Here is a 26,482-nt window from a genome sequence, read left to right on the forward strand (position 1 = left end):
GGATAGGTGCATCCTGGCCCAAGCGGTGCGCCAGGGCATCAGCCCCACACGCCAACCTGTTGACCGCAAGCGCCAATCGCCATGACTGAACCCACCTCCCTCGCCAGCTGGACCCGCGCCTTGCGCAAACAGCTCGACGCCCTGGACCTCGACAGTGCCGCGTTGTGCGCGGAGGCCGGCCTCGACCCACAGCAGATGGACGACCCGAATGCGCGCTATCCACTGTCGGCGACCACGCGCCTGTGGCAACTGGCGGTACAGGCCAGCGGCGATCCGGCGATTGGCCTGCGGGTGTCGCGGTTCGTCAGTCCCACCACCTTTCATGCACTGGGTTATGCCTTGGTGGCCAGCGGCAGCTTGCGCGAGGTGTTCGAGCGCATCGTGCGTTATCACCAGGTGGTCAGCGATGCCTTGACCCTGGAGTTGAGCGGCGATGGCGAGCGCTACCGCTTCCGTCTGTTACAACCGCCAGGCAGCCCGGCACCGGCGCTCGAAGCCATTGACGCGTTTGCGGCGATTTATGTGCGCACCTGCCGCAATCGCCTGGGCCGTGACTACGCTCCCTTGGCGGTGTACTTGCGGCGGCCCGAACCGGCCGACCCCAAGCCGTGGCACACGGTGTTTCGCGCGCCGCTGTTTTTCGGCGCCGCAGAAGACCGCCTGGAATTCGCCGCCCACGATTTCGATAGCCACTTGGACGATGCCAACCCCGAATTGGCCGAACACAACGAAACCGTGCTCAAACGCACCCTCGCCCAATTGCAACCGCTGACCTGGGAGCGCAAGGTGCGGGCCTCTATCGAGGCACAGTTGCCCGACGGTGAGCCGAGTGCCGAACGGATCGCCCAGGCACTGCACTTGAGCCTGCGCAGCTTGCAACGCCATCTAGCGGATGAAGGCTGCCGCTTCGATACCTTGCTCAACGACTGCCGGGAAAACCTGGCGTTGTTGCACCTGCGCGACCCGCACTCTTCACTGGCTGAAATCAGCCACCTGCTGGGGTTTGCCGATACCAGCAGTTTCAACCGGGCGTTCAAACGCTGGACGGGGATGACACCGGGGCAGTTTCGCGAGGGGTTGCGCTAGAGGATGCCGTGCTGGTTGCGGCCGGGTTTGATTACAAACCTGTCATTAAATTGTGCGGTTTCTGACCCTGTTCACCGCCTAGAGTGGCGACCTGTTTTCCGGAGTCGTCCTTATGCCTCGCCATGCCTTGTTCTTGAGCCTTGCCGTCTGCACCGGGGTGTTGGCCGCCCCGCCGTTGCCCCGCCATGCCGATCTTGATCTGCATACTGCACGCCAACTGGCCGACGCCGGCCTTGAGCACTGCAACGCCGCGCTGACCATAGTGGACCGCGGCGGCAACCTGCTGCTGAGCCTGCGCGCCGACGGCGTCGGCCCGCATAATAGCCTCGCCAGCCAGCGCAAAGCGTACACGGCGCTCTCGACCAAAACCCCGACCCGGTTGTTCGCCGAACGGGCGCGCAACAACCCCGAGGCCGCCAACCTCAATAGCTTGCCCGAGCTGCTGTTGCTCGGTGGTGGCGTGCCGCTGTTTGCCGATGCACAACTGGTCGGTGCGCTGGGCGTTGCCGGGGCCGGTGGCGCAGCGCAAGACGAAACCTGCGCCGTGCAGGCCGCCCAACAACTGGGCTTGAGCATTTCCCTCTGATTTTTCCCCTGACAAGGAGTTCTCGATGAAAACCCTCAGCATCACCCTCGCCGCCCTCAGCCTCAGTGGCTTGTGCAACCTGGCCCTGGCCGATGGCAACCCGTTGAGCGTGCATGTACTCAACCTGGAAAATGGGCTGCCATCCGCCGGCGTCAGCGTGACCCTGGAGCAGCAGGTCGGCAATCAGTGGCAGCCACTGTCCGAAGGTGTCACCAACCAGCAGGGCCGTATCGCCGAACTATTCCCCGCCAACCGCAGCATGACGCCGGGTGAGTATCGCGTGGTGTTCAAGACCGGCGACTATTACAAGAAGGCCAACCGCGAGACATTCTTCCCCGAGGTACCGGTGATTTTCCAGGTCAAGCAGGCCGACCAGCATTACCACATCCCGCTGCTGCTCAGCCCTTACGGGTTCTCCACCTATCGCGGCTCGTAGTTCCTCACTCAGGTGCCTGCGGCGCGCCGCAGGCCCTGCAAATCCAGGACTTCAATCGCGCCGTAACTCAGGCCGATGGTCCCCTGCTGTTCCAGGGCCTTGAGCAGACTGTTGGTGGTCTGGCGTGACAGGCCCAGCATCGCCGCAAGATCCTCCTGGGGCAGTTGCAGGGTGCGCCGCACCTGGTCGGTTTCACCGTAGCCCTCGGCGATCATCAGCAGCCGGTGGGCCAGGCGTGCGGACGCGGGCATCAGGCTCATCTGTTCGATATTGATCAACGACAGGCGCAGCTTGTGGCTCATCAACAAGGCCAGGTCGCGCCAATACGCCGGATGGTGTTCGAGGACGCCAAGCAGCGCCACCTGTGGCACCTGCAACAGCGTGCAGGCGCCCATGGCCAGGGCATCGTGGGTGCGCGGCAGGTTATCGAACAGGCAGATTTCGCCGAACCAGTAAGGCGTTTCAACCAGGCTCAATACCGCTTCCTTGCCTTGGGCATTCACCGCGCTGATGCGTACCGCGCCGTCCAGCACCGCATACAGGCCGCAAGGCGGGTCGCCACGCTTGAACAGGTATTGCCCGGCCTCCAGCTGCCGCAACCGGGCATGGGCCAGCAGGCTATGCTGAAAAGGCTCAGGCAAATGGCTGAACCAATGCCCGGCGGCCAGCCGTGAGTGCCATTGCTCTGTGTCCATGAGAACTCCGAAGATTGTCGGCCAGTTGACAGTCAGTCGCTGGCTGACAGGGCATGATCAAACATCCTACAGGAGGAACAACAATGAAAAGCCTCGTCGACCACCTCAGTCAATATGCCGCCTACCATCGCGACCCGCGCAATATCGCCAGCCACTTTATCGGCATCCCACTCATCGTAGTGGCAGTTGCCGTGCTGCTGTCACGCCCCGAGTGGGCGGTAGGCGGGCTGTGGTTATCACCCGCGGTGTTGCTGGCGTTGTTTTCGGCGTGGTTTTACCTGCGCCTGGAGCTGGCGCTGGGCGTGTTGATGACGGTATTGATGGGTTTGTCGGTGTGGGCCGGGCACGCACTCGCAGCGCAGAACACGACAGTGTGGCTGAGCAGTGGCATCGGTCTGTTTGTGGTGGGCTGGGTGATTCAGTTTGTCGGGCATTACTACGAAGGCCGCAAGCCTGCGTTTGTGGATGATGTGTCGGGGCTGATCGTCGGGCCGTTGTTTGTGGTGGCGGAGTTGGCGTTTTTGCTGGGGTTGCGCCATGGCCTGAAAGAGCAGATCGAACAGCGCTCAGGCCCTGTGGCACGCCGCGATCTGAAACCGAGGGAAGTCTAAAAGTGGGAGGGGGCTTGCTCCCGATGGCGGTGGATCAGCCAGCTTATCTGCCGCTGCCCCGCCGCTATCGGGAGCAAGCCCCCTCCCACATTGGCCCCATTTCAGATTGGTCCTATCTCAGATTGGCCCCATTCAGATTGGGTTTGCGAGCCTGTCAGGCTTTTTGCCAGACCTTGGGTTTGAAGAACAGCGTTTCGCCCCGCGCCAGGCCGATCAGGCTGTCGTGATCCTTCACCACTTCGGCCTCGATCAGCTCGCTCTGGCCTTCGACCTTCAGGGTTACCCGTGTGGTGGCCCCCAATGGACGGATATCGCGCACCTCAGCCGCGTGGTGGTCTTCCAGCTCATGCCGTGACAGCGACACTTCGTGCGGCCGGAACAGCACGTGCTGGTCCTCGCCCAGATGCAGACGGTTGGAGTCACCGAGGAAGTGGTACACAAAGTCACTGGCCGGGTTTTCATAGACGTCGCCCGGTGAGCCGATCTGCTCGATCACGCCTTTGTTCATCACCACAATACGGTCGGCGACTTCCATGGCCTCTTCCTGGTCATGGGTCACGAATACCGAGGTCAGGTTGATGTCTTCGTGCAGGCGCGCCAGCCAGCGGCGCAGCTCCTTGCGCACCTTGGCGTCAAGGGCACCGAACGGCTCATCCAGCAGCAGCACCTTGGGCTCCACCGCCAGGGCACGGGCCAGGGCGATACGCTGGCGCTGGCCACCGGAGAGTTGTTCCGGGTAGCGATCGGACAGCCAATCGAGCTGCACCATGTTCAGCAGCTCGTGTACCTTGCCCGCGATCTGGCTTTCGCTCGGGCGTTGGTTTTTCGGCTTCATGCGCAGGCCGAAGGCGACGTTATCGAACACGGTCATGTGGCGAAACAACGCGTAGTGCTGGAACACGAAGCCGACGTTGCGATCACGCACGTCGTGACCGGACACATCTTCACCGTGGAACACGATATTGCCGGCGTCCGGGGTCTCAAGGCCCGCGATGATGCGCAACAAGGTGGTCTTGCCGCAGCCGGACGGGCCGAGCAACGCCACCAGCTCGCCACTCTGGATGTCCAGATTGATGCTGTTCAGGGCCTTGAAGGCGTTGAAGTTCTTGCTGACATTACGGACTTCGATCGACATGACTTATTCCTCACCGGCGCTTTTGCGCAGGCGGTTGATACGGTTCTCGCTCCACTGCTTGAGCAGCAGGATGAAGAGCGCCAGGATCAGCAACAGGCTGGCCACCGCAAACGCGGCAACGTGGTTGTATTCGTTGTAGAGAATCTCGACATGCAGCGGCAGGGTGTTGGTCACGCCACGAATGTGGCCGGACACGACCGACACCGCGCCGAACTCGCCCATGGCCCGGGCGGTGCACAGCACCACGCCGTAGATCAGGCCCCATTTGATGTTCGGCACGGTCACATGCCAGAACATCTGCCAGCCATTGGCGCCGAGCAGGCGCGCTGCCTCTTCTTCCTGAGTGCCCTGCTCCTGCATCAGCGGGATCAACTCACGCGCCACGAAAGGCACGGTGACGAAGATGGTGGCAAGCACAATGCCGGGCAAGGCGAATACGATCTGGATGTCATGCGCTTGCAGCCATGGGCCAAAGAACCCCTGGGCCCCGAACATCAGTACATAGACCAGGCCCGCGATCACCGGTGAAACCGAAAACGGCAGGTCGATCAGCGTCACCAGGATGCTTTTGCCACGGAACGAATATTTGCTTACGCACCATGCCGCGCTGACGCCGAACACCAGGTTGAGCGGCACCGAAATCACTACCGCGATCACCGTGAGCTTCAGCGCCGACAGCGCGTCGGGTTCGAGGATCGCGGTGAAGAACGCACCGAGACCGTTCTTCAAGCCCTGGGACACCACGATAAACAGCGGCAGCAGCAGGAACAGTGCAAACACCAGCCAGCCGAGGCCGATCAGGATACGTCGCGATACGGCACTGCCACGCCGGGCAGCGTTGGCCGAGGACGCGGCGGAAATAGACGATTGGGACATGTTCCGCGCCTCCTTATGGACGTTCGATGCGCCGCTGCAACAAGTTGATCAGCAGCAGCAAGACAAAGGAAACCACCAGCATCAACACGCCGATGGAAGTGGCGCCGCGGTAGTCGTACTGATCGAGCTTGACCATGATCAGCAACGGCAGGATCTCGGTTTTCATCGGCATGTTGCCGGCGATGAAAATCACCGAACCGTATTCACCCACGCCTCGGGCAAATGCCAGAGCGAAGCCGGTCAGCCAGGCAGGCAACAACGCAGGCACTAGGATGTAGCGGAAAACCTGCAGCGGCTTGGCGCCCAGGCAGGCGGCGGCCTCTTCAACTTCCCGGGGGATATCGGCGAGCACCGGCTGCACCGTACGCACCACGAATGGCAACGTGACGAAGGTCAGCGCCAGGGTGATACCCAACGGGGTGTAGGCGATCTTGAAGCCCAGGTCCGCAGCGAACTGGCCAACCAGGCCATTAGGCGTGTACAGCGCAGTCAGCGCGATACCGGCCACGGCGGTGGGCAGGGCAAACGGCAGGTCGATCATCGCATCGATGATCTTGCGTCCGGGGAAGGTGTAGCGCACCAGCACCCAGGCCAGCAGCGTGCCGATCACGCCGTTGATCAGGGCGGCATACAGCGCGGTGCTGAAGCTGAGTTTCAACGCCGCCACCACCCGTGGTGCGCTGATGATGTTCCAGAACTGATCCCAGGTGAGTTGAGCGGCGTGTACAAACATCGCCGCCAGGGGGATGAGTACGATCAGGCTGAGGTACACCACGGTGTAGCCCAGCGTCAGCCCGAAGCCGGGTATGACGGGGGAAATACGACGCGACATAAGAGTCCTTGGTTAGCGGTGACATACCACTGCGGTAGCGAACCTATCGTGGCGAGGGAGCTTGCTCCCGCTGGGCTGCGCAGCAGCCCCAAAACCAGGCGACTGCGTTGCCGGTTTGGGAGCGCTTCGCGCTCCAGCGGGAGCAAGCTCCCTCGCCACGGAAAGCGGGCTCCAACAGATAATTTGGCTTATTGCGCCGTGTAGATCTGGTCGAACACACCACCGTCATTGAAGAATTTCGGTTGGGCAGTTTTCCAGCCGCCGAAGTCTTTGTCGATAGTCACCAGGTCCAGTTTCGGGAACTGCTGGGCGTATTTTGCAGCGACTTTCTCATCGCGTGGGCGGTAGAAGTTCTTCGCCGCAATCTCCTGGCCAGCCGGGCTGTACAGGTGTTTCAGGTACTCGGTAGCGATCTCGGTGTTGCCCTTTTTCTCGGCGTTCTTGTCGACTACGGCCACCGGCGGCTCCGCGAGGATCGACAGGGACGGTACGACGATATCGAACTTATCGGCGCCGCCGTCTTCTTTCAACGCCAGGAACGCCTCGTTTTCCCAGGCCAGCAACACGTCACCCTGACCGTTGTTGACGAAGGTGATGGTCGAGCCGCGGGCGCCGGTGTCCAGCACAGGGACGTGCTTGAATAGCTCTTTCACGTATTCCTGGGCCTTGGCTTCGCTACCACCAGCCTTCAGGCCGTAGGCCCAGGCGGCGAGGAAGTTCCAACGAGCACCGCCGGAGGTTTTCGGGTTCGGAGTAATCACCGAAACGTCTTTCTTGATCAGGTCGCCCCAATCCTTGATGCCTTTGGGGTTGCCCTTGCGCACCAGGAACACGATGGTCGAGGTGTACGGGGTGCTGGCGTCCGGCAGGCGGGTTTGCCAGTTTTCCGGCAGGGTCTTGCCCAGCTTGGCGATTTCGTCGATGTCGCCGGCCAGCGCCAGCGTCACAACGTCAGCGCGCAGGCCGTCGATCACCGCCCGGCCCTGCTTGCCCGAACCGCCATGGGATTGCTGGATCTTGACGTTGTCATCCGGGTGGGACTGTTTCCAGAATTGGGTGAACTCAGCGTTGTAGTCCTGGTACAGCTCACGAGTCGGGTCGTACGAGACGTTGAGCAACTCGTAGTCCTTGGCAACGGCGGAACCGGCAAACACGGCACTGGCCAGGGCGGCCAAGGCATAACGGCGAATCGACGACATAGAAGGCTCCTGAAATTCGGGGTGTTGGCTTTTTCTTATAGTTGCGGGGTCTATCGCCGTAGTTGCTTAGTTCGGTTTGTTACCCGGGTTCTGCAAACGGAATTTTTCCTTGCGTTCGATCTGTACCACTTGAGCGTTGTGCACAGTGATTTCCACCGCGCCAAACCGCAGATCGCGCAAGGCGCTCTGGATCTCACGCAAAATGGCTGCTTCGTCCTGGCCGTCGACGCTACGTAGAGATGCGCTCATGGTCTCGCTCCTGAAATGAATAGTGCCTCGCAGTGGCGGCACTGCTTGCGGCGTGAGAGCGATAGTAGATAAGCGCGGATATTCTTAAAAATACTATTTAAGAATGTTTATATAACCAGAAAGAATTTTCTGGCAAGACTTGGAGTTGCAAAGGTTTTTTATCTTCATTCGCTGAAATCAAGCCCAGTGACGTTCCACATGTGGGAGGGGGCTTGCTCCCGATAGCGGTGGGTCAGCCAAGAGTTTCCAACCTGACCCATCGCTATCGGGAGCAAGCCCCCTCCCACACTTGGCCATCTTCAAGGGCGGATCGCAGGCGCCCGGGACCAGTCGATTTCCGCCGCCGGCATGGGCCGCCCAAACCAATACCCCTGGCCCATATCGCATTCCTGCTCCAACAGAAACCTTGCCTGCTCCACCTGCTCAATCCCTTCGGCATGCACTTGCATGCCCATGCTTTTCGCCAGGGCGATCACCACGCGCACAATGGCCGCATCGTCTTCATCCCACGGCAACCCGGCGACAAAGCCCTGGTCGATCTTGAGCTTCTGCACCGGCAGGCGCTTGAGGCGCAGCAGCGAGGAATAGCCGGTGCCAAAATCATCGATGGCCAGGCGCAAGCCCAGTTCACGCAGGCGGTGCAGTTGCTCCAGGGCGACCTCAGGGTCATCCATCACCGCACTTTCCGTGACTTCCAACTCCAGGAACGCCGGCGCCAGGCCAGTGCTGTGCAAGACCTGGGCAACTTGTTCGTACAGTTCGCGTCGGGCGAACAAACGGCTGGACACGTTGACCGCGATAAAACTCAGCGGCGCGCCTTCAGCCAGCCATTGGCACATCTGGCGACAGGCTTCGTGCATCACCCAGGCATCAATGTCGGCAATCAGCCCGGTGCGCTCGGCGATCGGGATAAATTCACCCGGCGGCACCAGGCCACGCTCCGGATGCTGCCAGCGCACCAAGGCTTCGACGCCGATCAGGCGGCTGTCTTGCAGGTCATGCACGGGTTGGTAGTAGACACGCAGCTCTTGCTGCTCAAGGGCGCGGCGCAATTCACCGGCGATTTCCACCCGATGCTGGGCATGGGCGGTGAGTTCTTCGGTGTACAGCGCGTAACCTTCGCGCCCGGCGCTCTTGGCCTTGAACAAGGCCGAGTCGGCATTGCGCAGCAGCTGTTCGGCGCTGAGGGCATCGCTGGGAAACAGGCTGATACCGATGCTGGCACTGATAAACAGCTGGTTGCCGTCAAACACGAACGGCTCTTGCATCGCATCGAGCATTCTCTGGGCCAATGCAGCCGCCTGAACCACCTGTGGACAACTTTCCACCAACACGGCGAACTCGTCCCCACCCAGGCGCGCCAGCGTGACGCCGGGGCCGAACAGGCCTTTCAAGCGCTCCCCCACCGCCTTGAGCAACTGGTCGCCGGTGGTGTGGCCGAGGCTGTCGTTGATGATCTTGAAGTGGTCCAGGTCCATCAACAGCAACGCACAGCCACGTTTATGCACTTGCGCCGAGGTCAATGCCTGGTGGGCACGGTCGCTGAAGAGCAGGCGGTTGGGCAAGTCGGTCAGCGGGTCATGATGGGCCAGGCGGGCCAGTTCGTGCTCGGAATCCTTGATGGCGCTGATATCGGAAAAGACCGCCACGTAGTGAGTGGCCTTGCCTTGGTCATCGCGGATCACGCGGATGGTTTGCCACTGTGGATAAATCTCGCCGCTTTTACGCCGGTTCCAGATTTCACCGCTCCATTCGTCGGTGCGCTCCAGGGTCTGGAACATCTGCTGGTAGAAATTCGACGAGTGGCGCCCCGATTTGAACAGGCTCGGCCGCTTGCCCATGACGTCTTCGCCGCTGTAGCCGGTGATCGCCATGAAGGCGCGGTTGACGTGCACGATCACCCCCCGAGCGTCGGTAACCAGCACCCCTTCGCGGGTGCAATCGAACACTGCGGCAGCCTGTTGCAGGCGCTCGCGATTCTCCTTCAAGGGCTGCTGCACCTGGTGTGTACGCGCAAAGCGCGCACAGATCAGGTAGATCACCAGCGCACTGAGGCCCACCCACACGTAGCCGCGCGCCTGCAGCCAGCGTCCCAACTCCGACGGGTTATCGAGAAAGTTGATCAATAGGTGGTTGCTGAGCTGGAGCCACACAACGGAAACCAGCAGGTACACCAGCCCTACGCGTAGGGCTCCTCGGTATGAATACAGCATATCTTCAGTAATCCTTACCAAAAAAACAGAATCGCCCTACAAAGGCTGAGGATTATAGAATAAGAAACATCCAGTCACTCCTATCTGAAACGGTGGCTGGTTTTCTCTGTTGGCTTAGTGATAATGCGTGAGCTGTCTTTTTCTTTATCTGAGGGCCATACAGCCTATGTGGTACAACGGTTTTCTTGACCTGTCAGCCTGGCAACTGGTGGCAGTCACGCTGTTGATGACCCACGTGACCATTGTCGGGGTCACCGTCTATCTGCACCGTTATTCGGCCCATCGCTCCCTGGAGCTCAATGCCGGCCTGAAACACTTCTTCCGCTTCTGGCTGTGGCTGACCACGGCGCAGAACACCCGCGAGTGGACGGCCATCCACCGTAAACACCACGCCAAATGCGAAACCGTCGACGACCCGCACAGCCCGGTCATCAAAGGTTTGTCCACAGTGCTGCGCAAAGGTGCCGAGCTGTATCGGGCCGAGGCTGAAAACCCCGAGACCCTGCGCATCTACGGCAAGAACTGCCCGGACGACTGGATCGAACGCAAAATCTACACGCCCTACCCGTTGCTGGGCGTGGCGATCATGGGCGTGATCGACCTGCTGCTGTTCGGCACTATCGGCATCACCATCTGGGCGATCCAGATGATGTGGATTCCGTTCTGGGCCGCCGGTGTGATCAACGGCCTGGGGCATGCCGTGGGCTACCGCAATTTCGAATGCCGAGACGCGGCCACCAACCTGGTGCCCTGGGGCATCATCGTCGGCGGCGAAGAGCTGCACAACAACCACCATACCTACCCCAACTCGGCCAAGCTGTCGGTCAAGAAGTGGGAGTTCGACCTGGGCTGGGCGTGGATCAAGGTATTCAGCTTCCTGCGCTTGGCCAAGGTGCAGCGCGTTGCGCCTATCGCGCACCGCGTCGAGGGCAAGGGCCACCTGGACATGGACACCGCCATGGCGATCCTCAACAACCGCTTCCAGATCATGGCGCAGTACCGCAAGCTGGTGATCGGGCCGCTGGTCAAGCAGGAGCTGGAGAAAGTCGATCACTCGGTGCGTCACCAGTTCCACCGTGCCAAGCGCCTGCTCTCGCGGGAAACCAGCCTGCTGGATGACCGTCACCACCTGCGCATCCAGAACATGCTGGAGCACAGCCACGCGCTGACCGTGATCTACGAGAAGCGCCTGGCGCTGCAGCAGATCTGGGTGAAGACCAGCTCCAATGGCCACGACATGCTGGCGGCGATCAAGGAATGGGTGCACGAGGCCGAGGCCAGCGGCATCCAATCCCTGCGCGATTTTGCTCACCAGCTCAAGACCTATTCGCTGCGCCCTGCAGCGGCCTGACTGGTACTCAAAGCCCTCCTATGGTGAGGGCGCTTGCTCCCGCTGGGCCGCAAAGCGGCCCCAGCCTTTGGTTTGGCTGGGACTGCTGCGCAGTCCAACCCGAGCAAGCTCGATCGCCCAAGGTAGAGCGCTCGCCTTGACTTGACAGCACGCTGAGTTTGGCTTGCCACCGGTTTCTGACGTCATTTCTTAGTCAACCGGATCATGGAACTTCACCGCAAATCCCCTCTCTCAATCAACACTTCGCCATCATGGTGGCCCTTGTAGTGACCGCTGCCCGATGCCGGCAGCGTGCCCAGAGAGAGTTGTGCCGATGGTTCACGAAAAGCCCTTTGCACCCAATACCCCGACGGCCGAACACCCCCGCCCGGCTGCGGCATCAACCCTGTTGGCGTTGATGCATGCCCAAGGAGAGGTCGAGCGGCTGAGTGAGCGCGAACAGCTGCTCAGCTCGCTGCTGGTCAGCGTGAATGCCGTGCTGTGGTCCATCGATTGGGAAACCCGCCGCGTGCTTTACGTGAGCCCGGCCTATGAACGGATATTTGGTCGCTCCGCCAGCCTGCTGCTGGCCGACCACCGTGAATGGCGCAACAGCGTCCACCCCGAAGACCTCGACTACGCCGAACAAAGCCTGGCCCGCGTGCTCGAACAAGGCGCCGTGGAAGACCGCGAGTACCGCATCATCACCGCCGACGGTCACATCCGCTGGCTGAGCGACAAGTGCTATATCAACCAACAGGTCGAGCCGGGCAAGCCGGTGATCGTGGTCGGCATAGCCGAGGACATCACCGAAAAAAAGCAGCTGGAGCTTGAGCTGCATCGCTTGGCCACCACCGACGTGCTGACCCAGAGCAGCAATCGCCGGCACTTCTTCGAGTGCGCCAACCAGGCGTTCGACAGCGCCTGTGCCCAAGGCACCCCGCTGGCTTTCCTGTTGCTGGACATTGACGATTTCAAGGACATCAACGACTCCTACGGCCATCTGGAGGGCGATCAGGTACTGCGGCGCATCGCCGAAAGCGGTCGAGGGGTATTGCGCCGTGGCGATCTGTTCGGACGCATTGGCGGCGAAGAGTTCGCCGCGGTGTTGCCCGGTTGTGCGCCCGAGATGGCATTGCAGGTCGCCGAGCGGCTGGGCAAGGAAATCCAGGCGTTGGGTTTCAGCTATGAGGGCCGTGAGTTCACCGTGACCATCAGCCAGGGCCTGGCCGGCCTGCGCGAAGACGACTCGACCCTGGACAGCCTGTTTGCCCGGGCCGACGCCGCGATGTACGAAGCCAAACGCCAGGGCAAGAACCGCGTGGTAGCGGGCTGAAGCCCGGCGGAGGGCGTGCCAGGCACCAGATGATTAGCTAACACGACGCTATCGGGGCAAGCCCTAATGCCAGTCAGTTAAGCGATAAAGCGGACGATGAATAAATTGTGGGAGGGGGCTTGCTTCCGATGGCGGTGTGTCAGGTTCAGAAACCGTAACTGACACACCGCCATCGGGAGCAAGCCCCCTCCCACAGTGACCGCGTTAATCCTTAACTGACTGATATTAGGGCAAGCCCCCCTCCCACATTTCAACTCGGGCGTCCGTTAGGTAACCGGCGTAAAAAAACCCGCCGAAGCGGGTTTTTTCCGTCAAACAGTTCAGCGTCCGCTTACAGCTCGGAGAAGCACTCTTCGATGATTGCCAAGCCTTTGTCCAACTGCTCGTCCGGCGAGGTCAGCGGCACCAGTACGCGCAACACGTTGCCGTAGGTACCGCAGGACAGCAGGATCAAGCCCTTGTCACGCGCCTTGGCCACCACGGAAGCCACAGCGGCGGCGTTCGGCTTGTGGCTGTCGCCATCTTCGAACAGCTCGACCGCAATCATCGCACCCAGAGCACGCACGTCGCCAATCACCGGGTACTTGGCTTGAATCGCCTTCAGGCCAGTCACCAGGCGCTCGCCCACGGCCTTGCAGCGGTCCAGCAGGTGCTCTTCTTCGAACACATCCATCACGGCCAGGGCCGCGGCGCAAGCGATCGGGCTACCGGCATAGGTGCCGCCCAGGCCACCTGGAGCGATGGCGTCCATGTATTCGGCCTTGCCGCACACACCGGCCAGCGGGAAGCCGCCGGCGATGGATTTGGCGAAGGTGGTCAGGTCGGCAGCGACGCCCATCTGCTCCATGGCGAAGAAAGTGCCCGTACGGCCAGCACCGGTTTGCACTTCATCGGCGATCAGCAGGATGCCGTGCTTGTCGCACAGTTCGCGCAGGCGCTTCATGAAGGCTTTCGGCGCGACATAGAAGCCGCCCTCGCCCTGCACCGGCTCAATGATGATGGCCGCGATATCACGGGGCTCGGCGTCGTTCTTGAAGATGCGTTCGATGCTGGCGATCGAATCATCGATGCTCACACCGTGCAGCTCATTGGGGTACAACGCACGGAAGATGCCGCCTGGCATCAGGCCCATACCGGCCGAGTAAGGCACCACTTTGCCGGTCAGGCCCAGGGTCATCATGGTGCGGCCGTGGTAAGCGCCAGTGAACGCGATCACTCCGGCACGGCCGGTGGCAGCACGGGCGATTTTCACGGCGTTCTCGACGGCTTCGGAACCGGTGGTGACCAGCAGGGTTTTCTTGGCGAAATCACCTGGCACCTTGGCGTTCACCTTTTCGCACAGTTCTACGTAAGGTTCGTAGGCCAGAACCTGGAAGCAGGTGTGGGTCAGCTTGTTCAGTTGCTCGGTCACGGCCGCGATGATTTTCGGGTGCACGTGGCCGGTGTTCAGCACGGCGATACCGCCAGCGAAGTCGATAAACTCGCGACCTTCAACGTCGGTCACGCTGGCGTTCTTCGCGGATTCGGCGAAGATCGGGTGAATCTGGCCGACACCGCGGGGTACAGCGGCTTCGCGGCGTTTCATCAGGGATGCGTTGGTCTTGCTCATAAAGTCCTCATTCGCCACTCATCGGGTGGCGTGGTCCAAGGCATACGTGGCGGGAGGCAACTACGGCAGCATGCGATGATCGACTGCCACAGCTTTCCCGGCCACTACGAATAACGGGGTGAAACACGCAAAGGGTCAGCGCTCTCGTGCCCTCTGCGTTTACCGCATGCTCCTGCCGGTCAGATGCCCAGGCAGAGGTATTTGATTTCCAGGTAATCCTCGATCCCGTACTTGGACCCTTCACGGCCCAGGCCCGACGCCTTGATGCCGCCGAACGGTGCCACTTCATTGGAGATCAACCCGGTGTTGACGCCCACCATGCCGTACTCCAGGGCCTCGGCCACACGGAACACACGGCCCAGGTCGCGAGCATAGAAGTAGGAGGCCAGGCCGAACTCGGTGTCGTTGGACATGGCGATGACTTCGGCTTCGTCCTTGAAGCGGAACAGCGGCGCCAGCGGGCCGAAGGTCTCTTCCTTGGCGACGGCGGCGTCTTTCGGCACATCGACCAGGATGGTCGGCTCGAAGAAGTTGCCTTCCATCACCTTGCCACCGGCCAGCAGCTTGGCGCCTTTGCCGAGGGCATCGGCAATGTGCTCCTGGACCTTGGCCACGGCTTTTTCGTCAATCAGCGGACCGGTGGTGGTGCCCTCTTCGAGACCGTTGCCGATCTTGAGCTTGGTCACGGCCACCTTGAGTTTTTCCGCAAACGCGTCGTACACCGAATCCTGGATGTACAAGCGGTTGGCGCAGACGCAGGTCTGGCCGTTGTTGCGGTACTTGGAGATGATCGCGCCTTCGACGGCCTTATCCAGGTCGGCGTCGTCAAACACGATGAACGGCGCGTTGCCGCCCAGCTCCAGGGAGACTTTCTTGATGTCCTTGGCGCATTCGGCCATCAACTGGCGACCGATTTCGGTGGAGCCGGTGAAGGACAATTTACGCACGATCGGGTTGCTGGTCAGCTCGCCGCCGATATCGCCGGCGCTGCCGGTCACCACGCTCAGCACGCCTTTGGGGATACCGGCACGGTGCGCCAGCTCAACCAGGGCCAGGGCCGAGAACGGGGTTTGCGAAGCGGGCTTGATCACCATGGTGCAGCCGGCGGCCAGGGCCGGGCCGGCTTTACGGGTGATCATGGCGGCCGGGAAGTTCCACGGGGTGATCACAGCGGTCACGCCGATCGGCTGCTTGATCACGATCAGGCGCTTGTCGGGCTGGTGGCCGGGAATCACGTCACCGTAGATGCGCTTGGCTTCTTCGGCGAACCACTCGATAAAGGATGCGGCGTAGGCGATTTCGCCCTTGGCTTCGGCCAGCGGCTTGCCTTGTTCGAGGGTCATCAGGCGGCCGAGGTCGTCCTGGTTTTCGATCAGCAGTTCGAACCAACGGCGCAGCTTGTTGGCGCGCTCCTTGGCCGTCAGCGCACGCCAGGCCGGCAGGGCCTTGTCGGCGGCTTCGATGGCGCGGCGGGTTTCCGCAGCGCCCATCTTCGGCACGGTGCCGAGGATTTCGCCCGTGGCCGGGTTGTTGACCTTGATGGTTTGACCGTTGTCCGCATCGACCCAAGCGCCATCGATAAAGGCTTGCTGGCGAAACAACTGGGTATCTTTGAGCTGCATGTCGGCTTTCCTTAACAGCACCGCGCGCACGCGGAGCGAATTAGAGTTGTTGAAAGGCGCCTTGTGGGCTGCCGTCAGGGAAATCAGCCCCAGCGCGCACGATGATCAGAAAGCGCACGGGAGACAGAGCGTTTGAAATCTCAAACGAATCCTAGGATCAATGGGGGGGCAGGGCAATAGTCTGTTCGAAAAAAAGAACGAAAACCGCGCATTTGCCGCACCTTTCGGATCAAGCGTGCAAACGACAACACCCCCGCCGCCTGTTGGGCGACGGGGGTGCCTGGGGCGGTTGTGATTTAAGGCTGGAACGATTTGAGGATGGTCAACAGGCTGGTCAGGTTGTCGGCCACGCCGCCCTGGGCGACTTTCTCGGTGGCGGCAGCGCCTGCGGTGGTGTCGACGCTGTAGATCTGCATCACGCCCTGGTTGGTGGCGGCCTGGGCCAGGGTGTTTTGCTGCTGCTGGGCCGAGACCGAGTTCTGGAACAGGATCGCCGTGGCCTGGCCCATCGATTGGTAGATCGTGCTCATGGCCATCGCCGGTGCCTCGGCAACGACCTTGACGTTGGTCTGGGTAACGGCATCGGTGATTTGCGGGCTGACAGTACTCATGGGTGAAACTCCTTTGTTAAGAAAGAACAACATCCGTTATCGCTCAGTGCTTAAGACTGGAAAGACTTGAGCACGGTCAACAGGCTGGTGAGGTTATCCGACACGCCGCCCTGGGCGACTTTCTCGGTAGCCGCCGCACCCGCCGTGGTGTCGACGCTGTAGATCTGCATCACGCCCTGGTTGGTGGCAGCCTGGGCCAGGGTGTTTTGCTGCTGCTGCGCGGACACGGCGTTCTGGAACAGAATCGCCGTGGCCTGCGCCATCGATTGATAAATGGTGCTCATCGCCATCGCCGGCGACTCGGCCACGACCTTGACGTTGGTCTGGGTGACCGCGTCGGTAATTTGTTCGTTAACAAATGCCATGATTAACTTCCTTATTGAGTACACGGTGCATTCCGTGTTCATGAATGAACGTTGCGCAACAGGCGCTGTGAAGTGTGCGGTTTCAGGAGCCGGCAGCCTTGGCCAGGGCGGCCTCGATCTGCGCGATCAACTTCTGGATCTCAGCGTTCACTTCACGCTTGAGCTGCGCCCGACCGGCGCTGTCCTCAGGCGTGCTGTTCAACGCTTGGCGTACCGCCTCTTCACTCTGCTCGGCGGCCTTGCGGATCGCCTGTTCGTTGACTCTCGATTGCTCAAGTACTTGGGTAGCGCGCTTGAGGGTTTCGTCGACGATGGCTTGGGGCGTTCCGGCGAACATCTGCGGGTTGCGCAGCATCGCTTCCAGCCGTTGACGGTCATCGCTCGATAGCACTGAGGGGATGGATGGGTGGGCCATGTCGATCTCCTTGGGCAATGTAGGGCTGGCGGGAGGCCCGCTAAAGCCGCACCTCCTGACCGTCTTCCCAGAAGCCCGCAAAGTAGAACCGCGGCGACGCATCACAGAACGTCGCAAGTTCCGCGGGCGTAATCGCCGAAGGCCGCCGATTGAAAATGGCAGGCGGTGGTGGCACCAGGTTAGCCGCGTTGTAGAGGTTGCCCACCTCATAAGCGTTGGCCGCGAATTGTGAGCAAAAGGAACTGCTGCCAATGGCTACCGACTCATTGATTCGATCCTGCAGGGAAGTGTCGGACTCCCAAGCCTTGAACGCCGAAAGCATCGCGTTCCACATGCTGTAGCGACCGTCAATTTCGCCACCGAGCTTGTCGAAGTAGAACTGTTTGGCCGCTACCGCCGCCGCAAACCCCAGTTCAGTGTCACGGCAGGAAAACACCATGGCGGTGCGAGGTGGTTTTTCCAGGCTCACGTCAGTCAAGGCCAAGCCACTGCCAACGCTTTCGATCACCATCGTCTTGCTCACCGCAATCGCCGGGTGAACCACATTCAGATACGTCGTGTCCTGGGAGAACACTTTGGCTTTGACCAACTGACCGGCCTTGATAAATGCCCGCGTCGTACTGTCGTCTTCTTGCTTCACCGAAAAAATAAGATCTCCAACGTCCATGATGTCGCTCCTCACTCAAGAAAAGTTACTTTCAAGTTGCTGTTGCACCGTTCCAGCAGAACGCCGGAACGCTGTGCTCGGTCAGGCCGCCGGCGCTGCCCGGTTGGCCAAGGTGTCGGCGTACTTGGCGATGCTCTGGTCGATCTTGTCGATGGCCACGCTGGCGGCCTCCGCCTCCATCGCACCGGCTGCGGCAGCCACGGCGGCGGCCGCGCCCACCAGCAGGTCGGTGGCCAATGCGCCCAGGGCGTCTTCGGCGGCGGCCGGCAGGTTGTCCTTGACGATGTTCTCGGTCATTTGCTGCAACAGCACAGCCTGGGCCGCCAAGGCGATCTTGCTGACCCCATCGAAATAGCCCGCCGCCGATTGCGCGACCAACCCCGCCGCCTGGCTGATCATCATGTCGGCCGGCACGGCGATCTGCGCCGGCGCATAGGCGAAATTCTGCGCATTGGTGAACTGCACCGCCTGGACGATCTGGCTGTTGAGCGCGGCGGTGCTGTCAGATGAGGGCGTGCTCGCCTGGTTGAGCAAATGCTCGTTCATGCGCGCCATGATCGAGCGCGTGGGTGGCGCTGCCGGGGCGGACGCCGGAGGTTGCGCGGCGGATGTTTCAGGCGCCGGGCTGGGCTTCTTTTTGCTGAACCATGACATGGCAAGTCTCCCCAGGGTTTAACCCTTCTCGCCAATCTGCATGATCAACGCAACGGCCTTGGAGATCACCGCGTTGGAAATCTGGTTCATCGCCTGCTGGCTGTTGACGGCGTTCTGCAACGACAAGCCTGCCGCACTGCTAGCCACCTGATACAACGACGCAATGGCCTGCGCCGGCGCCTCCGCGACCACCTTGACGTTGGTTTGGGTCACCGCGTCGGTGATCTGGCTATTGACCTCTGTCATACATCTCTCCTTGATGGAATTCACCCGATCGGGTGGGGGTGGCGTGACGCGCTCCTAAACTAGAACGCCTCACGCCGATGTCTGTGAACGGTATTCAGCGCAAAGCGCTGCGCAGCAATTGCACCCGCTTGCGCACCAATGGCAGCTTGACCTGCAGTTCAGCGGCGATCTGGGGGTAAGGCAGGTCATCGACAAAGCGCATCTCGAACAACCGCTGCTGTGCGACAGGCAAGCGCGCCACATGCGCCGTCACTTGCTCCAGGCGCTCATAACGCTCCACCCACTCCAGCACCGAGGCGCAGGGGGCGGCGAGCGCGGCCAGGTGATCGTGCTCAAGATCGACCGAGTCATCGAACAGTTGCCCCTCACGCTTGCCACGCCGCAGGCTGTCGAGAAACACATGGTCGAGCACGAGAAACAGAAACCCCTGAGGGTCGCGAATACGCTCGGGCGAACGCCGAAAAAACAGCAGGGCCTTGATCGCCGTTGCCGACAACCACTCCTGGCCCTGATCCCGGTTACCCTTGGCACGCCGCAGCGCACGCCGCTTCAACTCGCCCTGGACGGCGCGCCAACTCGCTTCAAACAAGCGGTCATCCGCCACCCATTGATCCTTGAACGGAACAGTCATCCCCATCGCAAGCACTCCTGTGCATCCTTGATGAAGGGCCAGTGTGCGAGGCACAAACAGGCGCGCGCTGTTACCTGGGGAACACCGCGAGGGCTAATTCAAGGCAGATGCCTTGCGCCGCAAATGCTCCAGGTCGTTGATCACCATCCGCTCCAGGCTGCCGCTGATCAGGCCACTGCGGCGCCACAATTGCAGTTGCACATTGAGCTTGGGGCGACTGGTATTGAGCATGGCCGCCAACACCCCTTGGTTGGCGGGCAATGACACGCTGGGCATGGCCAGAGCCAGATCGATCTCACCCATATTGGCCAAAAGGAACCGCGCCAGCCGCGACTCCAGCCGATGCAGGCAGACCAACTCGAGTAGTTCGATGGCATGCAGCAGGCGCACCATCATCAGCATCAACAGGCGCCGCAGAAACACCGGTTCCTCAAACAGCGGGGCAAAATGTCGACGCCCCAGTTGCAGCAAGCGCGTCGGGCCGCCGGCAAAGGTCGAAGACTCACGACCATGGTCATTGATCAACGCCGTCTCGCCCACGACCTGCCCGGCGCCCATGCTGCCGATGATCTGCTCGCGCCCATCCGGCCCGTGAACCACCGAATAGATCCGGCCCTCCACCACCAACGCAATAAATTCGAGAGCGTCATCCTTGAAATAAAGCAGCTCACGATCAACCAGCGTGCGCTCCACCATATGGGTGGCGACGTAGCACAAGAGCGGCTCCGGCAGCCCACGGAATAAATCGGAGCGGGCGAGCAAGGTCAGTCTCAGCGGGAGATCGAGCATCACGGTTCCTTTGGAATGCATGCGTTCACCTGGCCAGGGGGGAGGGAATTGCGGCGCCACAGCGGTGCTGGAGCCACAAGAGCAAAGCAAACAAAGGGACGTACGGTAGGAGGAGTTGTGAAAGATAATGGCAAATAGCCGCTTTTGGCCCTGAGACTGCCTACGATCGCCAGTGAAAACACCGGCATGGACGCATCTGGCCGACATGGGTATGATGTCGCCCGCACAAGCATCCGTAGCTCAGCTGGATAGAGTACTGCCCTCCGAAGGCAGGGGTCGTGGGTTCGAATCCCGCCGGGTGCACCAGATATGCATGAAAAAGCCCCAGGTCGAAAGACCTGGGGCTTTTTTGTGGGCGCTCAGCACGCCCATCGAAAATCCTGGAAGTGCGCCCCCACGTCCCTGAGTACTTCGTTCCACTGCATGACAAAGCCTCATCGACTGGCAATCAGTACAGGGATGGCGTTGTTCAGTGAAAACGCGACGAGGAAGACCGCCAGCCCGACGTCGATCTGCCGCGTGTACTTGAGGAACAGTGCCTTGATCGGGCCTTGGCCAAACAGCAGCGCCACCAGTGAGTACCAGATGATTTCCAGGCTCGAACACAGCATGACGACCAGGACTTTATCCAGGTCCGAACGCGGTGAAGAGAGAAAGCCTGCATAGATACTGATCATGAAGGCGATGGTTTTCATATTGCTGATGTTGGTGATAACGCCCACCCGATAAGCCTTGGCAAAACGGGTCACCCCCGGCACCGGGCTGTCGGCGGTGCCGGTGTTTTTCGCCAGCACACTTTTGATGATGCTGTAGGCGATGTACAGCAGGTACGCCGAACCGCACAGCGTGGCCACTTTGGAAAACGCCGGATACCGATGCAGCAACGCCGCCAGGCCGAGCAGGGAAACGGTCGAGAAGAACACGCCGACGGTACAGATGCCCAAGGTTGCGCCGATGCCGGTGGAGACGGACCCCAGCGACGAAAACCGGCTGACGATGATGAAGTTGGGGCCGGGGCTGATCACCGCCAGGATGTAGATCAATGCCGCTGTAAACATGAGAACTCCTTGTAAGCAGCAGCCGGGAGGCGCCTATGGACACCTGCTCGATGGCAACATCGTTGAGAATGTGTATGCGCTGTTTCCCCTGCAGTTTTTCTTCATGAATGCGCACAGACAGCGCGTTGATCTCACCCTCATCGGCCGATGAACTCAGGGAAATACACCTTATCGCTGAACGGGCTGGTGCCCTTGGGACGGATGCTGAAGCTGCGGTGCAACGAATAGATGTCCTTGTCTGGAAGCCTGGCGATCAGGTCGAGCGCAACTTCCACCGTGTTCTGGTTGGAGCCGACCACGCCGATGCATTGCGCAGTCAGGGCATGGCATGAACACACTCAAGGTAATTGGGGGCTGGCAAGCACAACGACGTCTTTCGCTGATTAAACTAGCAGCAATTGTAAGCGCCGCGACTAATTATAAATTCATATGCTTATGACCCGTTGCCCAGAGGCTGGCGATGGCAGCGGAAGATGCCATCGCCACAGGCTCATCGAGGCTGCAACGCCTTTAGCTGCTCCTCGATATCTTGCGAGGGAAAGCGTTGCTTCAACTCGGCCAGTTTTGCCGTCGCAGCCGCTTCGTCCCCTGCCGCACGCAAGCGCAATACTTCCAGCAGCCCCTGCTCCAGCGGCTGCGGCGCGGTTCGTTTGGCCAGTTTGCCTTGGGGCAACGCCTCACTGCGCTGCGGGGCACTGTAAGACTCGGCCTGGGGCGGTGCACTCATAGGCGCAGGCGCAGACAGCGCCGCCGGCGCCGCCAGGCGCCCCTGTGGGCCCTGTGGCCCCTGTGTATCTAGGTCGAGCTCGGTGGTACGCATCACCACGCCGAGCATCAATGCCACGCCGGCAACCGTGGCGAACGCCATTTGCCAACGCGGCTGACGGCAGGCACGGCTCCAGCGCTGCCACAGGCTGAGCTTGGGCGCCGGCACCTCGCGGCGCGCGGTGGCCAGGATGAAGGCATCCAGCGACGCAGGCGGCTCGCCAATGCTGTGTTGACGCACATGCTGGATCAGCAGGTCGTCGGAATCCGGGGTCTGTCGGGAGTCGGTCATACAGGTATCTCCTCGGCCAGCAGGCGGCGCAGTTTCTGCTGGGCGTAACGCAGGCGGCTTTTTACGGTTTCCAGCGGGGCGCCGGTGAGGGCGGCAATTTGCGGCACTTCAAGGTCGCCGTGCAGGCGCAGCAGGAAGACTTCGCGCTGGTCTTCGGGCAGGTCTTGCAACGCGGCGTCGAGGCGCGCCTGGTCGCGGCTCAGGCTCAGTTGCTGCTCGGGGCCGGCGCTGTCGTCGGCCTGGGCGTGCAGCTGTTCATCGTAACTGTCGTGCAACGGGTTGTGGATGCCGTGCTTGCGCCAATGGTCGATCAGGCGGTTACGGGCGATCTGAAACAACCACGTACGAAAACTTGCCCGGCCCTGGGGTTGGGTGGTGCTGCGGATCAGGCTGAGCCAGGTGTCCTGATAGATTTCTTCGGCCAGTTCAGCCTTGTTGCTCAGGGACACGAGGAACCGGTACAGGCCCTGGCGGTGCCGCGCATAGAGCCCTTCAAAGGCGGCGGCATCACCGGCGCGGTAACGGGCCAGCAGCGATTCGTCGCTGGGTGAGTCGTGTGGAACGGCCATGGGGTGGGCGAACTCCTTTCTGTCGGTCGAAGCTGATCTAACGGTAGGCCAGTTGCAGAACACATCATCTGTAGTGAGCGGGCTTGCCCCGCGCCGGGTGGCGCAGCCGCCCCAAACCCAGGCACCTCGGTCCTTCTGAAATACCGCGGCGTCCCTGTTGGGGCGGCTGCGCCACCCAGCGCGGGGCAAGCCCGCTCACTACAGGTTAGGGCATGCCGCCCAGATTTGGACGGGGTCGAGATCAGGGTTTGAGGTTCTGGGCCAACTCCACCAGTTGCACGAACTCATTGCGCAGGCCGAAAGGGTCATCGCCGCGAGCCGAGCGGGCCAGTTTGGCGGTGTCCTGCAAACTCATGCTGCCAGTGTAGCGGCCATCGCCCTTGAGCTGTTGGGCGAAAGCGGCCACGGCAGCCGAGAAGCGCAGGTCGTCGCTGGCCGGGGTGGGCTGGTTGGCGATAGGGCGTTCGATCAACTGGCTGTTGCCGCCCGCAGCAGGCTTGTAGCGCACCCGTAACATCGCCAGCTCGGCGGACTGACCGTCGGCCGCAGGCGCAGCGGCGTATCGCAACGGCTCCAGCCAGCCCTTCTCGCCCCTGGGGACGATTTCGTACAGCGCGGTCACCGTGTGCCCTGCGCCAATTTCACCGGCATCGACCTTGTCGTTGTTGAAATCCTCACGCTTGAGGGTGCGGTTTTCATAGCCCAGCAGGCGGTATTCGCTGACCTGGGCGGGGTTGAATTCCACCTGCAATTTCACATCCCGTGCCACCACGGCCAGGGTCGAGCTGAGTTGCTCGACCAACACTTTGCGCGCTTCGCGCAGGTTGTCGATGTAGGCGTAGTTACCGTCGCCCGCGTCGGCCAGTTGCTCCATCAGGTGTTCGTTGTAGTTGTCTACACCGAAGCCGAGGGTGGTGAGGGATACGCCGCTTTTGCGCTGCTCGACCGCCATTTGCTTGAGGCTGTCGAAGTCGCTGACGCCCACGTTGAAGTCGCCGTCGGTGGCCAGCAGGATGCGGTTGATGCCCTTGTCGATAAAACCTTCGCGGGCCATCTGGTAGGCCATTTCAATACCGGAGGCACCGGCCGTGGAGCCGCCGGCGGTGAGCTGGTCGATGGCGTTGCGGATCTTCACCTTGTCACGGCCCGACGTCGGTTGGAGCACCACGCGGGATTCACCGGCGTAGACCACTAGCGACACGCGGTCCTGCTCGCGCAACTGATCCACCAGCAATTTCAGCGTGCTTTTCACCAACGGCAAGCCTTCGCGGCGGTCCATGGAGCCGGACACATCCACCAGGAACACCAGGTTGGCGGGCGCCAGTTCCGCTACGGCTTTATCGGACGCCTTGATGCCAATGCGCAGCAGCTGGGTATGCGGGTTCCACGGCGTGGCGGCGACTTCGGTGGTCACACCAAAGGGCGAGCCGTCGGTGGGCAGTGCGTAGCTGTAAGGGAAGTAATTGAGCATTTCCTCCAGTCGCACGGCGCCTTCGGGCGGCAGGCGGCCTTGGTTGAGGAAGCGTCGTACGTTGGCGTAGCTGCCGGTATCGACATCCACGCTGAAGGTGGAGACCGGGGTTTCGGCGACGCGATGCACCGGGTTCTGCGGCAGGTTTTCGTATTGCTCGCGGGGTTCGCTGCGATAGTCCACCGCCGCTGATTCCGGCATCTGCAAGCGCGCAGTCATCGGTGCGGGCGTTATCGCGGCTTTCGCCAAAGCCCCTTGGGGCGCCACGCTTTGCAACTCGGAAATGGGCGCCGACTCATCCGGCGTGGCCACTTGGGTGGACGACGGGCCCCCACAGCCGGCCAGCGCTACCAGCATGGTAACGGCAAAACCTTGGGCGGTAGGACGCAAGAAGAGCAGAGGATGGGACATGGGCTGAACCTCGTGAGTGAATGATCCGTTCACAAGGTCAGACGCAAGTTAATAAGGGTTCGGGTTAATCCGCATGCGCTGGCACAACAGCGTGTCTCGAACAAAAAACTACTTAAGCTCTTTGACCAGGTACTCGCCGGATATCCGGGTGATGCCGGTCAACGCCCGGCGCACGGCTTCAGGGTCGGTGCGGTAGGTCAGCGGGGTGTAGCCATAGACATTCTGACCATTGAACGGGGTGATCGCCTCACTGGTGCGCCAGATCATCTTGTCACCGCGATCCATCTGCGCCACCACGTTGAGGGTGGGGTAAATCACGCTGCTGAAACCCTGGGTGAGGCGAAAGCCCCACTCGGCCACGGTCAGCTGGATCTGTGCATCGGCAGGCTCATCGTCGCCTACGACCTTGAGGGTAGAAGTCTTGCCCAACGCATCGATAAAGCCTTGCTTGAGCAATACACCTAAATCGATTTTTTCGGCATCCATCACCGTCAGGATTGCCACCGGTGTCGGCATCTCGGCCAGTTGCCCAAGCTTCATACCCGCCGCAAACCCGGCGCCGCTCAATGCGGCAGTGCCCACCTTGGACGCCCCACTGGCCATGCCAACACCCGCGCCAAGCCCGGCGCCCAACGCCGCGCCCCAGGCTTGTTCACGACCGAAATACACCATGTTCTTTTCCCACTTCACGGGCAGGACTTTCACGGTCTTGATCTGCGCGCGGTCTTCGGGAGTCATGGGATGGCTGACGCAGCCGCCGAGGATGAAAGCGGTGAGCAATATGAGCAAGAGGTGTTTCATATCAGTCCTTGAATATTTGCGCTGTAGAGGCGGCTGCATCGGTTTATTTTGGAATGATGATCGGAATAAACATCGGCGCAGGTGCAGGCGGCGGACTAATCTGGCCTTCACTCTTTACCACCGTGATTCCTTTGCTTTTCAGGGTTTCGAACAACCGCTCGGTCCCAGCTGCATCGTCGTACCCGCCATCATCAATCGTTACGCTCAGGCCCAGCAGCCGCTGGCCTTCCGTCAACTGCAATTGCCGGGCACGGAAGAAGGACCAGATAGAGATCTTTTTGAGGGCCGACAATTTTACGTTCGCCAGTTCTTCATACTTCATGGTTTTGCCGTTCCAGCCCATCACGAACAAATCATTGGACGTCAGCGCAAAAGTGCAGAAGTAGTAAGTGCCTGTATTCGAGTTGGGCGTAGTGATGATCAGTGAGCAACGGCCATGTTGAATAATCGGGTCGCTGATATCCGGAAAGCTTTTGACCAGATCGGAAGGGTACTGCGCGCGGTCGTAGTAAACCGTCGCTCTATCGTAAGGAGTGGTGTTACAGCCGGTAAGTGACAGTGCTATGCCCAGCAAAACCCATACAGCAAAACGCATTGAATACTCCCTATCGCAGCCTATTTCATTCGAAACGGCGCGTTGTCCATGCAGATGATGGGTTTAGGTTCAGGCTTAAAAGCCAGCAACGACCCGCCAACCTAATAATATCACAAGGCCACCACCAAAGAAAAATAGGGCTCAGACAGCCATGCGAAAAAAACTTGGTCGACTCCTTATTTCACAAAATAAAGATGATGCCGGGAAGCGCCGAGCGCAAGGCTTGCGCGGGTTTGGGTGAGGGGCTTATAGTCCGGCCGTCGCCCAACAGGGCGATCGGGTTTGGCGATCCGTTGACCGTATGCGAAAGCTTTCTGCTTGCTTGCA

The 26,482-nt window shown here is 60.7% G+C and carries 30 protein-coding genes and 1 tRNA gene; 7 read left to right on the forward strand and 24 right to left on the reverse strand.

From position 1 onward, the window contains the following. Positions 1 to 81: 81 nt before the first annotated feature. The 3 genes from C9383_RS05085 (at position 82) to uraH (ending at position 2,108) form a co-directional block, all read left to right on the forward strand. The gene (locus C9383_RS05085; protein WP_090367573.1) at positions 82 to 1,086 is read left to right on the forward strand and encodes an AraC family transcriptional regulator; all 1,005 of its coding nucleotides are present in this window, start codon (positions 82 to 84) and stop codon (positions 1,084 to 1,086) included. A 112-nt stretch (positions 1,087 to 1,198) separates the two neighbouring features. Further along, positions 1,199 to 1,672 (forward strand): GlcG/HbpS family heme-binding protein, encoded by a 474-nt coding sequence (locus tag C9383_RS05090; RefSeq protein WP_090367575.1) that lies wholly within the window; start codon positions 1,199 to 1,201, stop codon positions 1,670 to 1,672. Positions 1,673 to 1,697: 25 nt separating this feature from the next. Then, a complete protein-coding gene (uraH, locus tag C9383_RS05095) occupies positions 1,698 to 2,108 on the forward strand; it encodes a hydroxyisourate hydrolase (protein ID WP_090367577.1) in 411 nt (136 codons plus the stop codon). Between the two features lie 8 nt (positions 2,109 to 2,116). Here the strand turns inward: uraH and C9383_RS05100 are convergent, their stop codons facing one another. Further along, positions 2,117 to 2,803: a Crp/Fnr family transcriptional regulator gene (locus tag C9383_RS05100; protein ID WP_090367579.1), complete on the reverse strand. Its 687-nt coding sequence runs from the start codon at positions 2,801 to 2,803 to the stop codon at positions 2,117 to 2,119. Positions 2,804 to 2,886: 83 nt separating this feature from the next. On the opposite strand from C9383_RS05100, the gene C9383_RS05105 reads away from it, so the two are divergent. Continuing rightward, positions 2,887 to 3,414, forward strand: a complete 528-nt coding sequence (locus C9383_RS05105) for an Mpo1 family 2-hydroxy fatty acid dioxygenase (protein WP_090367581.1) — start codon at positions 2,887 to 2,889, stop codon at positions 3,412 to 3,414. A gap of 154 nt (positions 3,415 to 3,568) precedes the next feature. On the opposite strand, the gene C9383_RS05110 is transcribed toward C9383_RS05105, so the two are convergent. From C9383_RS05110 to dibA, 6 genes are all read right to left on the reverse strand, one after another. Further along, the gene (locus C9383_RS05110) at positions 3,569 to 4,549 is read right to left on the reverse strand and encodes a sulfate/molybdate ABC transporter ATP-binding protein (protein ID WP_090367583.1); all 981 of its coding nucleotides are present in this window, start codon (positions 4,547 to 4,549) and stop codon (positions 3,569 to 3,571) included. Between the two features lie 3 nt (positions 4,550 to 4,552). Beyond that, entirely contained in the window at positions 4,553 to 5,425 is an 873-nt protein-coding gene (gene cysW, locus C9383_RS05115; protein ID WP_090367585.1) for a sulfate ABC transporter permease subunit CysW, read from the reverse strand. Positions 5,426 to 5,438: 13 nt separating this feature from the next. Continuing rightward, complete coding sequence (cysT, locus tag C9383_RS05120; RefSeq protein ID WP_090367587.1) at positions 5,439 to 6,257, reverse strand: sulfate ABC transporter permease subunit CysT; 819 nt, start codon at positions 6,255 to 6,257, stop codon at positions 5,439 to 5,441. A 188-nt stretch (positions 6,258 to 6,445) separates the two neighbouring features. Further along, complete coding sequence (locus C9383_RS05125; protein WP_060755535.1) at positions 6,446 to 7,456, reverse strand: sulfate ABC transporter substrate-binding protein; 1,011 nt, start codon at positions 7,454 to 7,456, stop codon at positions 6,446 to 6,448. A gap of 66 nt (positions 7,457 to 7,522) precedes the next feature. Beyond that, positions 7,523 to 7,705: a sulfur starvation response protein OscA gene (oscA, locus tag C9383_RS05130; RefSeq protein ID WP_060755534.1), complete on the reverse strand. Its 183-nt coding sequence runs from the start codon at positions 7,703 to 7,705 to the stop codon at positions 7,523 to 7,525. Positions 7,706 to 8,004: 299 nt separating this feature from the next. Continuing rightward, the gene (dibA, locus tag C9383_RS05135; RefSeq protein WP_090367589.1) at positions 8,005 to 9,918 is read right to left on the reverse strand and encodes a phosphodiesterase DibA; all 1,914 of its coding nucleotides are present in this window, start codon (positions 9,916 to 9,918) and stop codon (positions 8,005 to 8,007) included. Between the two features lie 166 nt (positions 9,919 to 10,084). On the opposite strand from dibA, the gene desA reads away from it, so the two are divergent. Both desA and C9383_RS05145 read left to right on the forward strand, forming a co-directional pair. Continuing rightward, entirely contained in the window at positions 10,085 to 11,269 is a 1,185-nt protein-coding gene (desA, locus tag C9383_RS05140) for a delta-9 fatty acid desaturase DesA (protein ID WP_060755532.1), read from the forward strand. A gap of 313 nt (positions 11,270 to 11,582) precedes the next feature. Further along, a complete protein-coding gene (locus tag C9383_RS05145) occupies positions 11,583 to 12,584 on the forward strand; it encodes a sensor domain-containing diguanylate cyclase (protein ID WP_090367590.1) in 1,002 nt (333 codons plus the stop codon). A 331-nt stretch (positions 12,585 to 12,915) separates the two neighbouring features. Here the strand turns inward: C9383_RS05145 and gabT are convergent, their stop codons facing one another. From gabT to C9383_RS05195, 10 genes are all read right to left on the reverse strand, one after another. Beyond that, a complete protein-coding gene (gene gabT / locus C9383_RS05150) occupies positions 12,916 to 14,193 on the reverse strand; it encodes a 4-aminobutyrate--2-oxoglutarate transaminase (RefSeq protein WP_090367592.1) in 1,278 nt (425 codons plus the stop codon). A gap of 179 nt (positions 14,194 to 14,372) precedes the next feature. Further along, positions 14,373 to 15,815 (reverse strand): NADP-dependent succinate-semialdehyde dehydrogenase, encoded by a 1,443-nt coding sequence (gene gabD, locus C9383_RS05155; protein ID WP_090367594.1) that lies wholly within the window; start codon positions 15,813 to 15,815, stop codon positions 14,373 to 14,375. 296 nt (positions 15,816 to 16,111) lie between these two features. Further along, complete coding sequence (locus C9383_RS05160; protein WP_090367596.1) at positions 16,112 to 16,426, reverse strand: RebB family R body protein; 315 nt, start codon at positions 16,424 to 16,426, stop codon at positions 16,112 to 16,114. A gap of 50 nt (positions 16,427 to 16,476) precedes the next feature. Continuing rightward, the gene (locus tag C9383_RS05165; RefSeq protein WP_060755527.1) at positions 16,477 to 16,791 is read right to left on the reverse strand and encodes a RebB family R body protein; all 315 of its coding nucleotides are present in this window, start codon (positions 16,789 to 16,791) and stop codon (positions 16,477 to 16,479) included. Between the two features lie 82 nt (positions 16,792 to 16,873). Further along, positions 16,874 to 17,206, reverse strand: coding sequence for a hypothetical protein (locus tag C9383_RS05170; protein ID WP_090367598.1), 333 nt, complete (start codon positions 17,204 to 17,206; stop codon positions 16,874 to 16,876). 40 nt (positions 17,207 to 17,246) lie between these two features. Continuing rightward, positions 17,247 to 17,873 carry a hypothetical protein gene (locus C9383_RS05175; RefSeq protein ID WP_090367600.1) on the reverse strand — a complete coding sequence of 209 codons (627 nt, stop codon included), beginning with the start codon at positions 17,871 to 17,873 and terminating at the stop codon, positions 17,247 to 17,249. 81 nt (positions 17,874 to 17,954) lie between these two features. Then, on the reverse strand, positions 17,955 to 18,527 hold the full coding sequence (locus C9383_RS05180) for a hypothetical protein (RefSeq protein ID WP_090367602.1): 573 nt from the start codon (positions 18,525 to 18,527) through the stop codon (positions 17,955 to 17,957). An 18-nt stretch (positions 18,528 to 18,545) separates the two neighbouring features. Then, on the reverse strand, positions 18,546 to 18,773 hold the full coding sequence (locus C9383_RS05185; RefSeq protein WP_003187543.1) for a RebB family R body protein: 228 nt from the start codon (positions 18,771 to 18,773) through the stop codon (positions 18,546 to 18,548). Positions 18,774 to 18,867: 94 nt separating this feature from the next. After that, positions 18,868 to 19,410, reverse strand: coding sequence for an RNA polymerase sigma factor (locus C9383_RS05190; protein WP_060755523.1), 543 nt, complete (start codon positions 19,408 to 19,410; stop codon positions 18,868 to 18,870). An 87-nt stretch (positions 19,411 to 19,497) separates the two neighbouring features. Beyond that, positions 19,498 to 20,214, reverse strand: a complete 717-nt coding sequence (locus C9383_RS05195) for a Crp/Fnr family transcriptional regulator (protein ID WP_090367604.1) — start codon at positions 20,212 to 20,214, stop codon at positions 19,498 to 19,500. A gap of 208 nt (positions 20,215 to 20,422) precedes the next feature. On the opposite strand from C9383_RS05195, the gene C9383_RS05200 reads away from it, so the two are divergent. Then, positions 20,423 to 20,499, forward strand: a tRNA-Arg gene (locus C9383_RS05200). A gap of 128 nt (positions 20,500 to 20,627) precedes the next feature. On the opposite strand, the gene C9383_RS05205 is transcribed toward C9383_RS05200, so the two are convergent. The 7 genes from C9383_RS05205 to C9383_RS05235 form a co-directional block, all read right to left on the reverse strand. Next, on the reverse strand, positions 20,628 to 21,251 hold the full coding sequence (locus C9383_RS05205; protein ID WP_090367607.1) for a LysE family translocator: 624 nt from the start codon (positions 21,249 to 21,251) through the stop codon (positions 20,628 to 20,630). Between the two features lie 137 nt (positions 21,252 to 21,388). After that, entirely contained in the window at positions 21,389 to 21,589 is a 201-nt protein-coding gene (locus tag C9383_RS05210) for a SidA/IucD/PvdA family monooxygenase (RefSeq protein WP_107338854.1), read from the reverse strand. Positions 21,590 to 21,741: 152 nt separating this feature from the next. Next, positions 21,742 to 22,308 carry a hypothetical protein gene (locus C9383_RS05215; RefSeq protein WP_090367609.1) on the reverse strand — a complete coding sequence of 189 codons (567 nt, stop codon included), beginning with the start codon at positions 22,306 to 22,308 and terminating at the stop codon, positions 21,742 to 21,744. Beyond that, positions 22,305 to 22,877: an RNA polymerase sigma factor gene (locus tag C9383_RS05220; protein ID WP_090367611.1), complete on the reverse strand. Its 573-nt coding sequence runs from the start codon at positions 22,875 to 22,877 to the stop codon at positions 22,305 to 22,307. The genes C9383_RS05215 and C9383_RS05220 overlap by 4 nt, the downstream gene beginning before the upstream one ends. A 241-nt stretch (positions 22,878 to 23,118) precedes the next feature. Beyond that, positions 23,119 to 24,759 carry a vWA domain-containing protein gene (locus tag C9383_RS05225; RefSeq protein ID WP_090367613.1) on the reverse strand — a complete coding sequence of 547 codons (1,641 nt, stop codon included), beginning with the start codon at positions 24,757 to 24,759 and terminating at the stop codon, positions 23,119 to 23,121. Between the two features lie 108 nt (positions 24,760 to 24,867). Then, on the reverse strand, positions 24,868 to 25,560 hold the full coding sequence (locus tag C9383_RS05230; RefSeq protein ID WP_090367615.1) for a hypothetical protein: 693 nt from the start codon (positions 25,558 to 25,560) through the stop codon (positions 24,868 to 24,870). 43 nt (positions 25,561 to 25,603) lie between these two features. Beyond that, on the reverse strand, positions 25,604 to 26,155 hold the full coding sequence (locus C9383_RS05235) for a hypothetical protein (RefSeq protein WP_090367617.1): 552 nt from the start codon (positions 26,153 to 26,155) through the stop codon (positions 25,604 to 25,606). Between the last annotated feature and the right edge of the window lie 327 nt (positions 26,156 to 26,482).

It is taken from the genome of Pseudomonas palleroniana, from assembly GCF_003031675.1.
In the GTDB taxonomy this organism is placed as follows: Bacteria; Pseudomonadota; Gammaproteobacteria; order Pseudomonadales; family Pseudomonadaceae; genus Aquipseudomonas; species Aquipseudomonas palleroniana.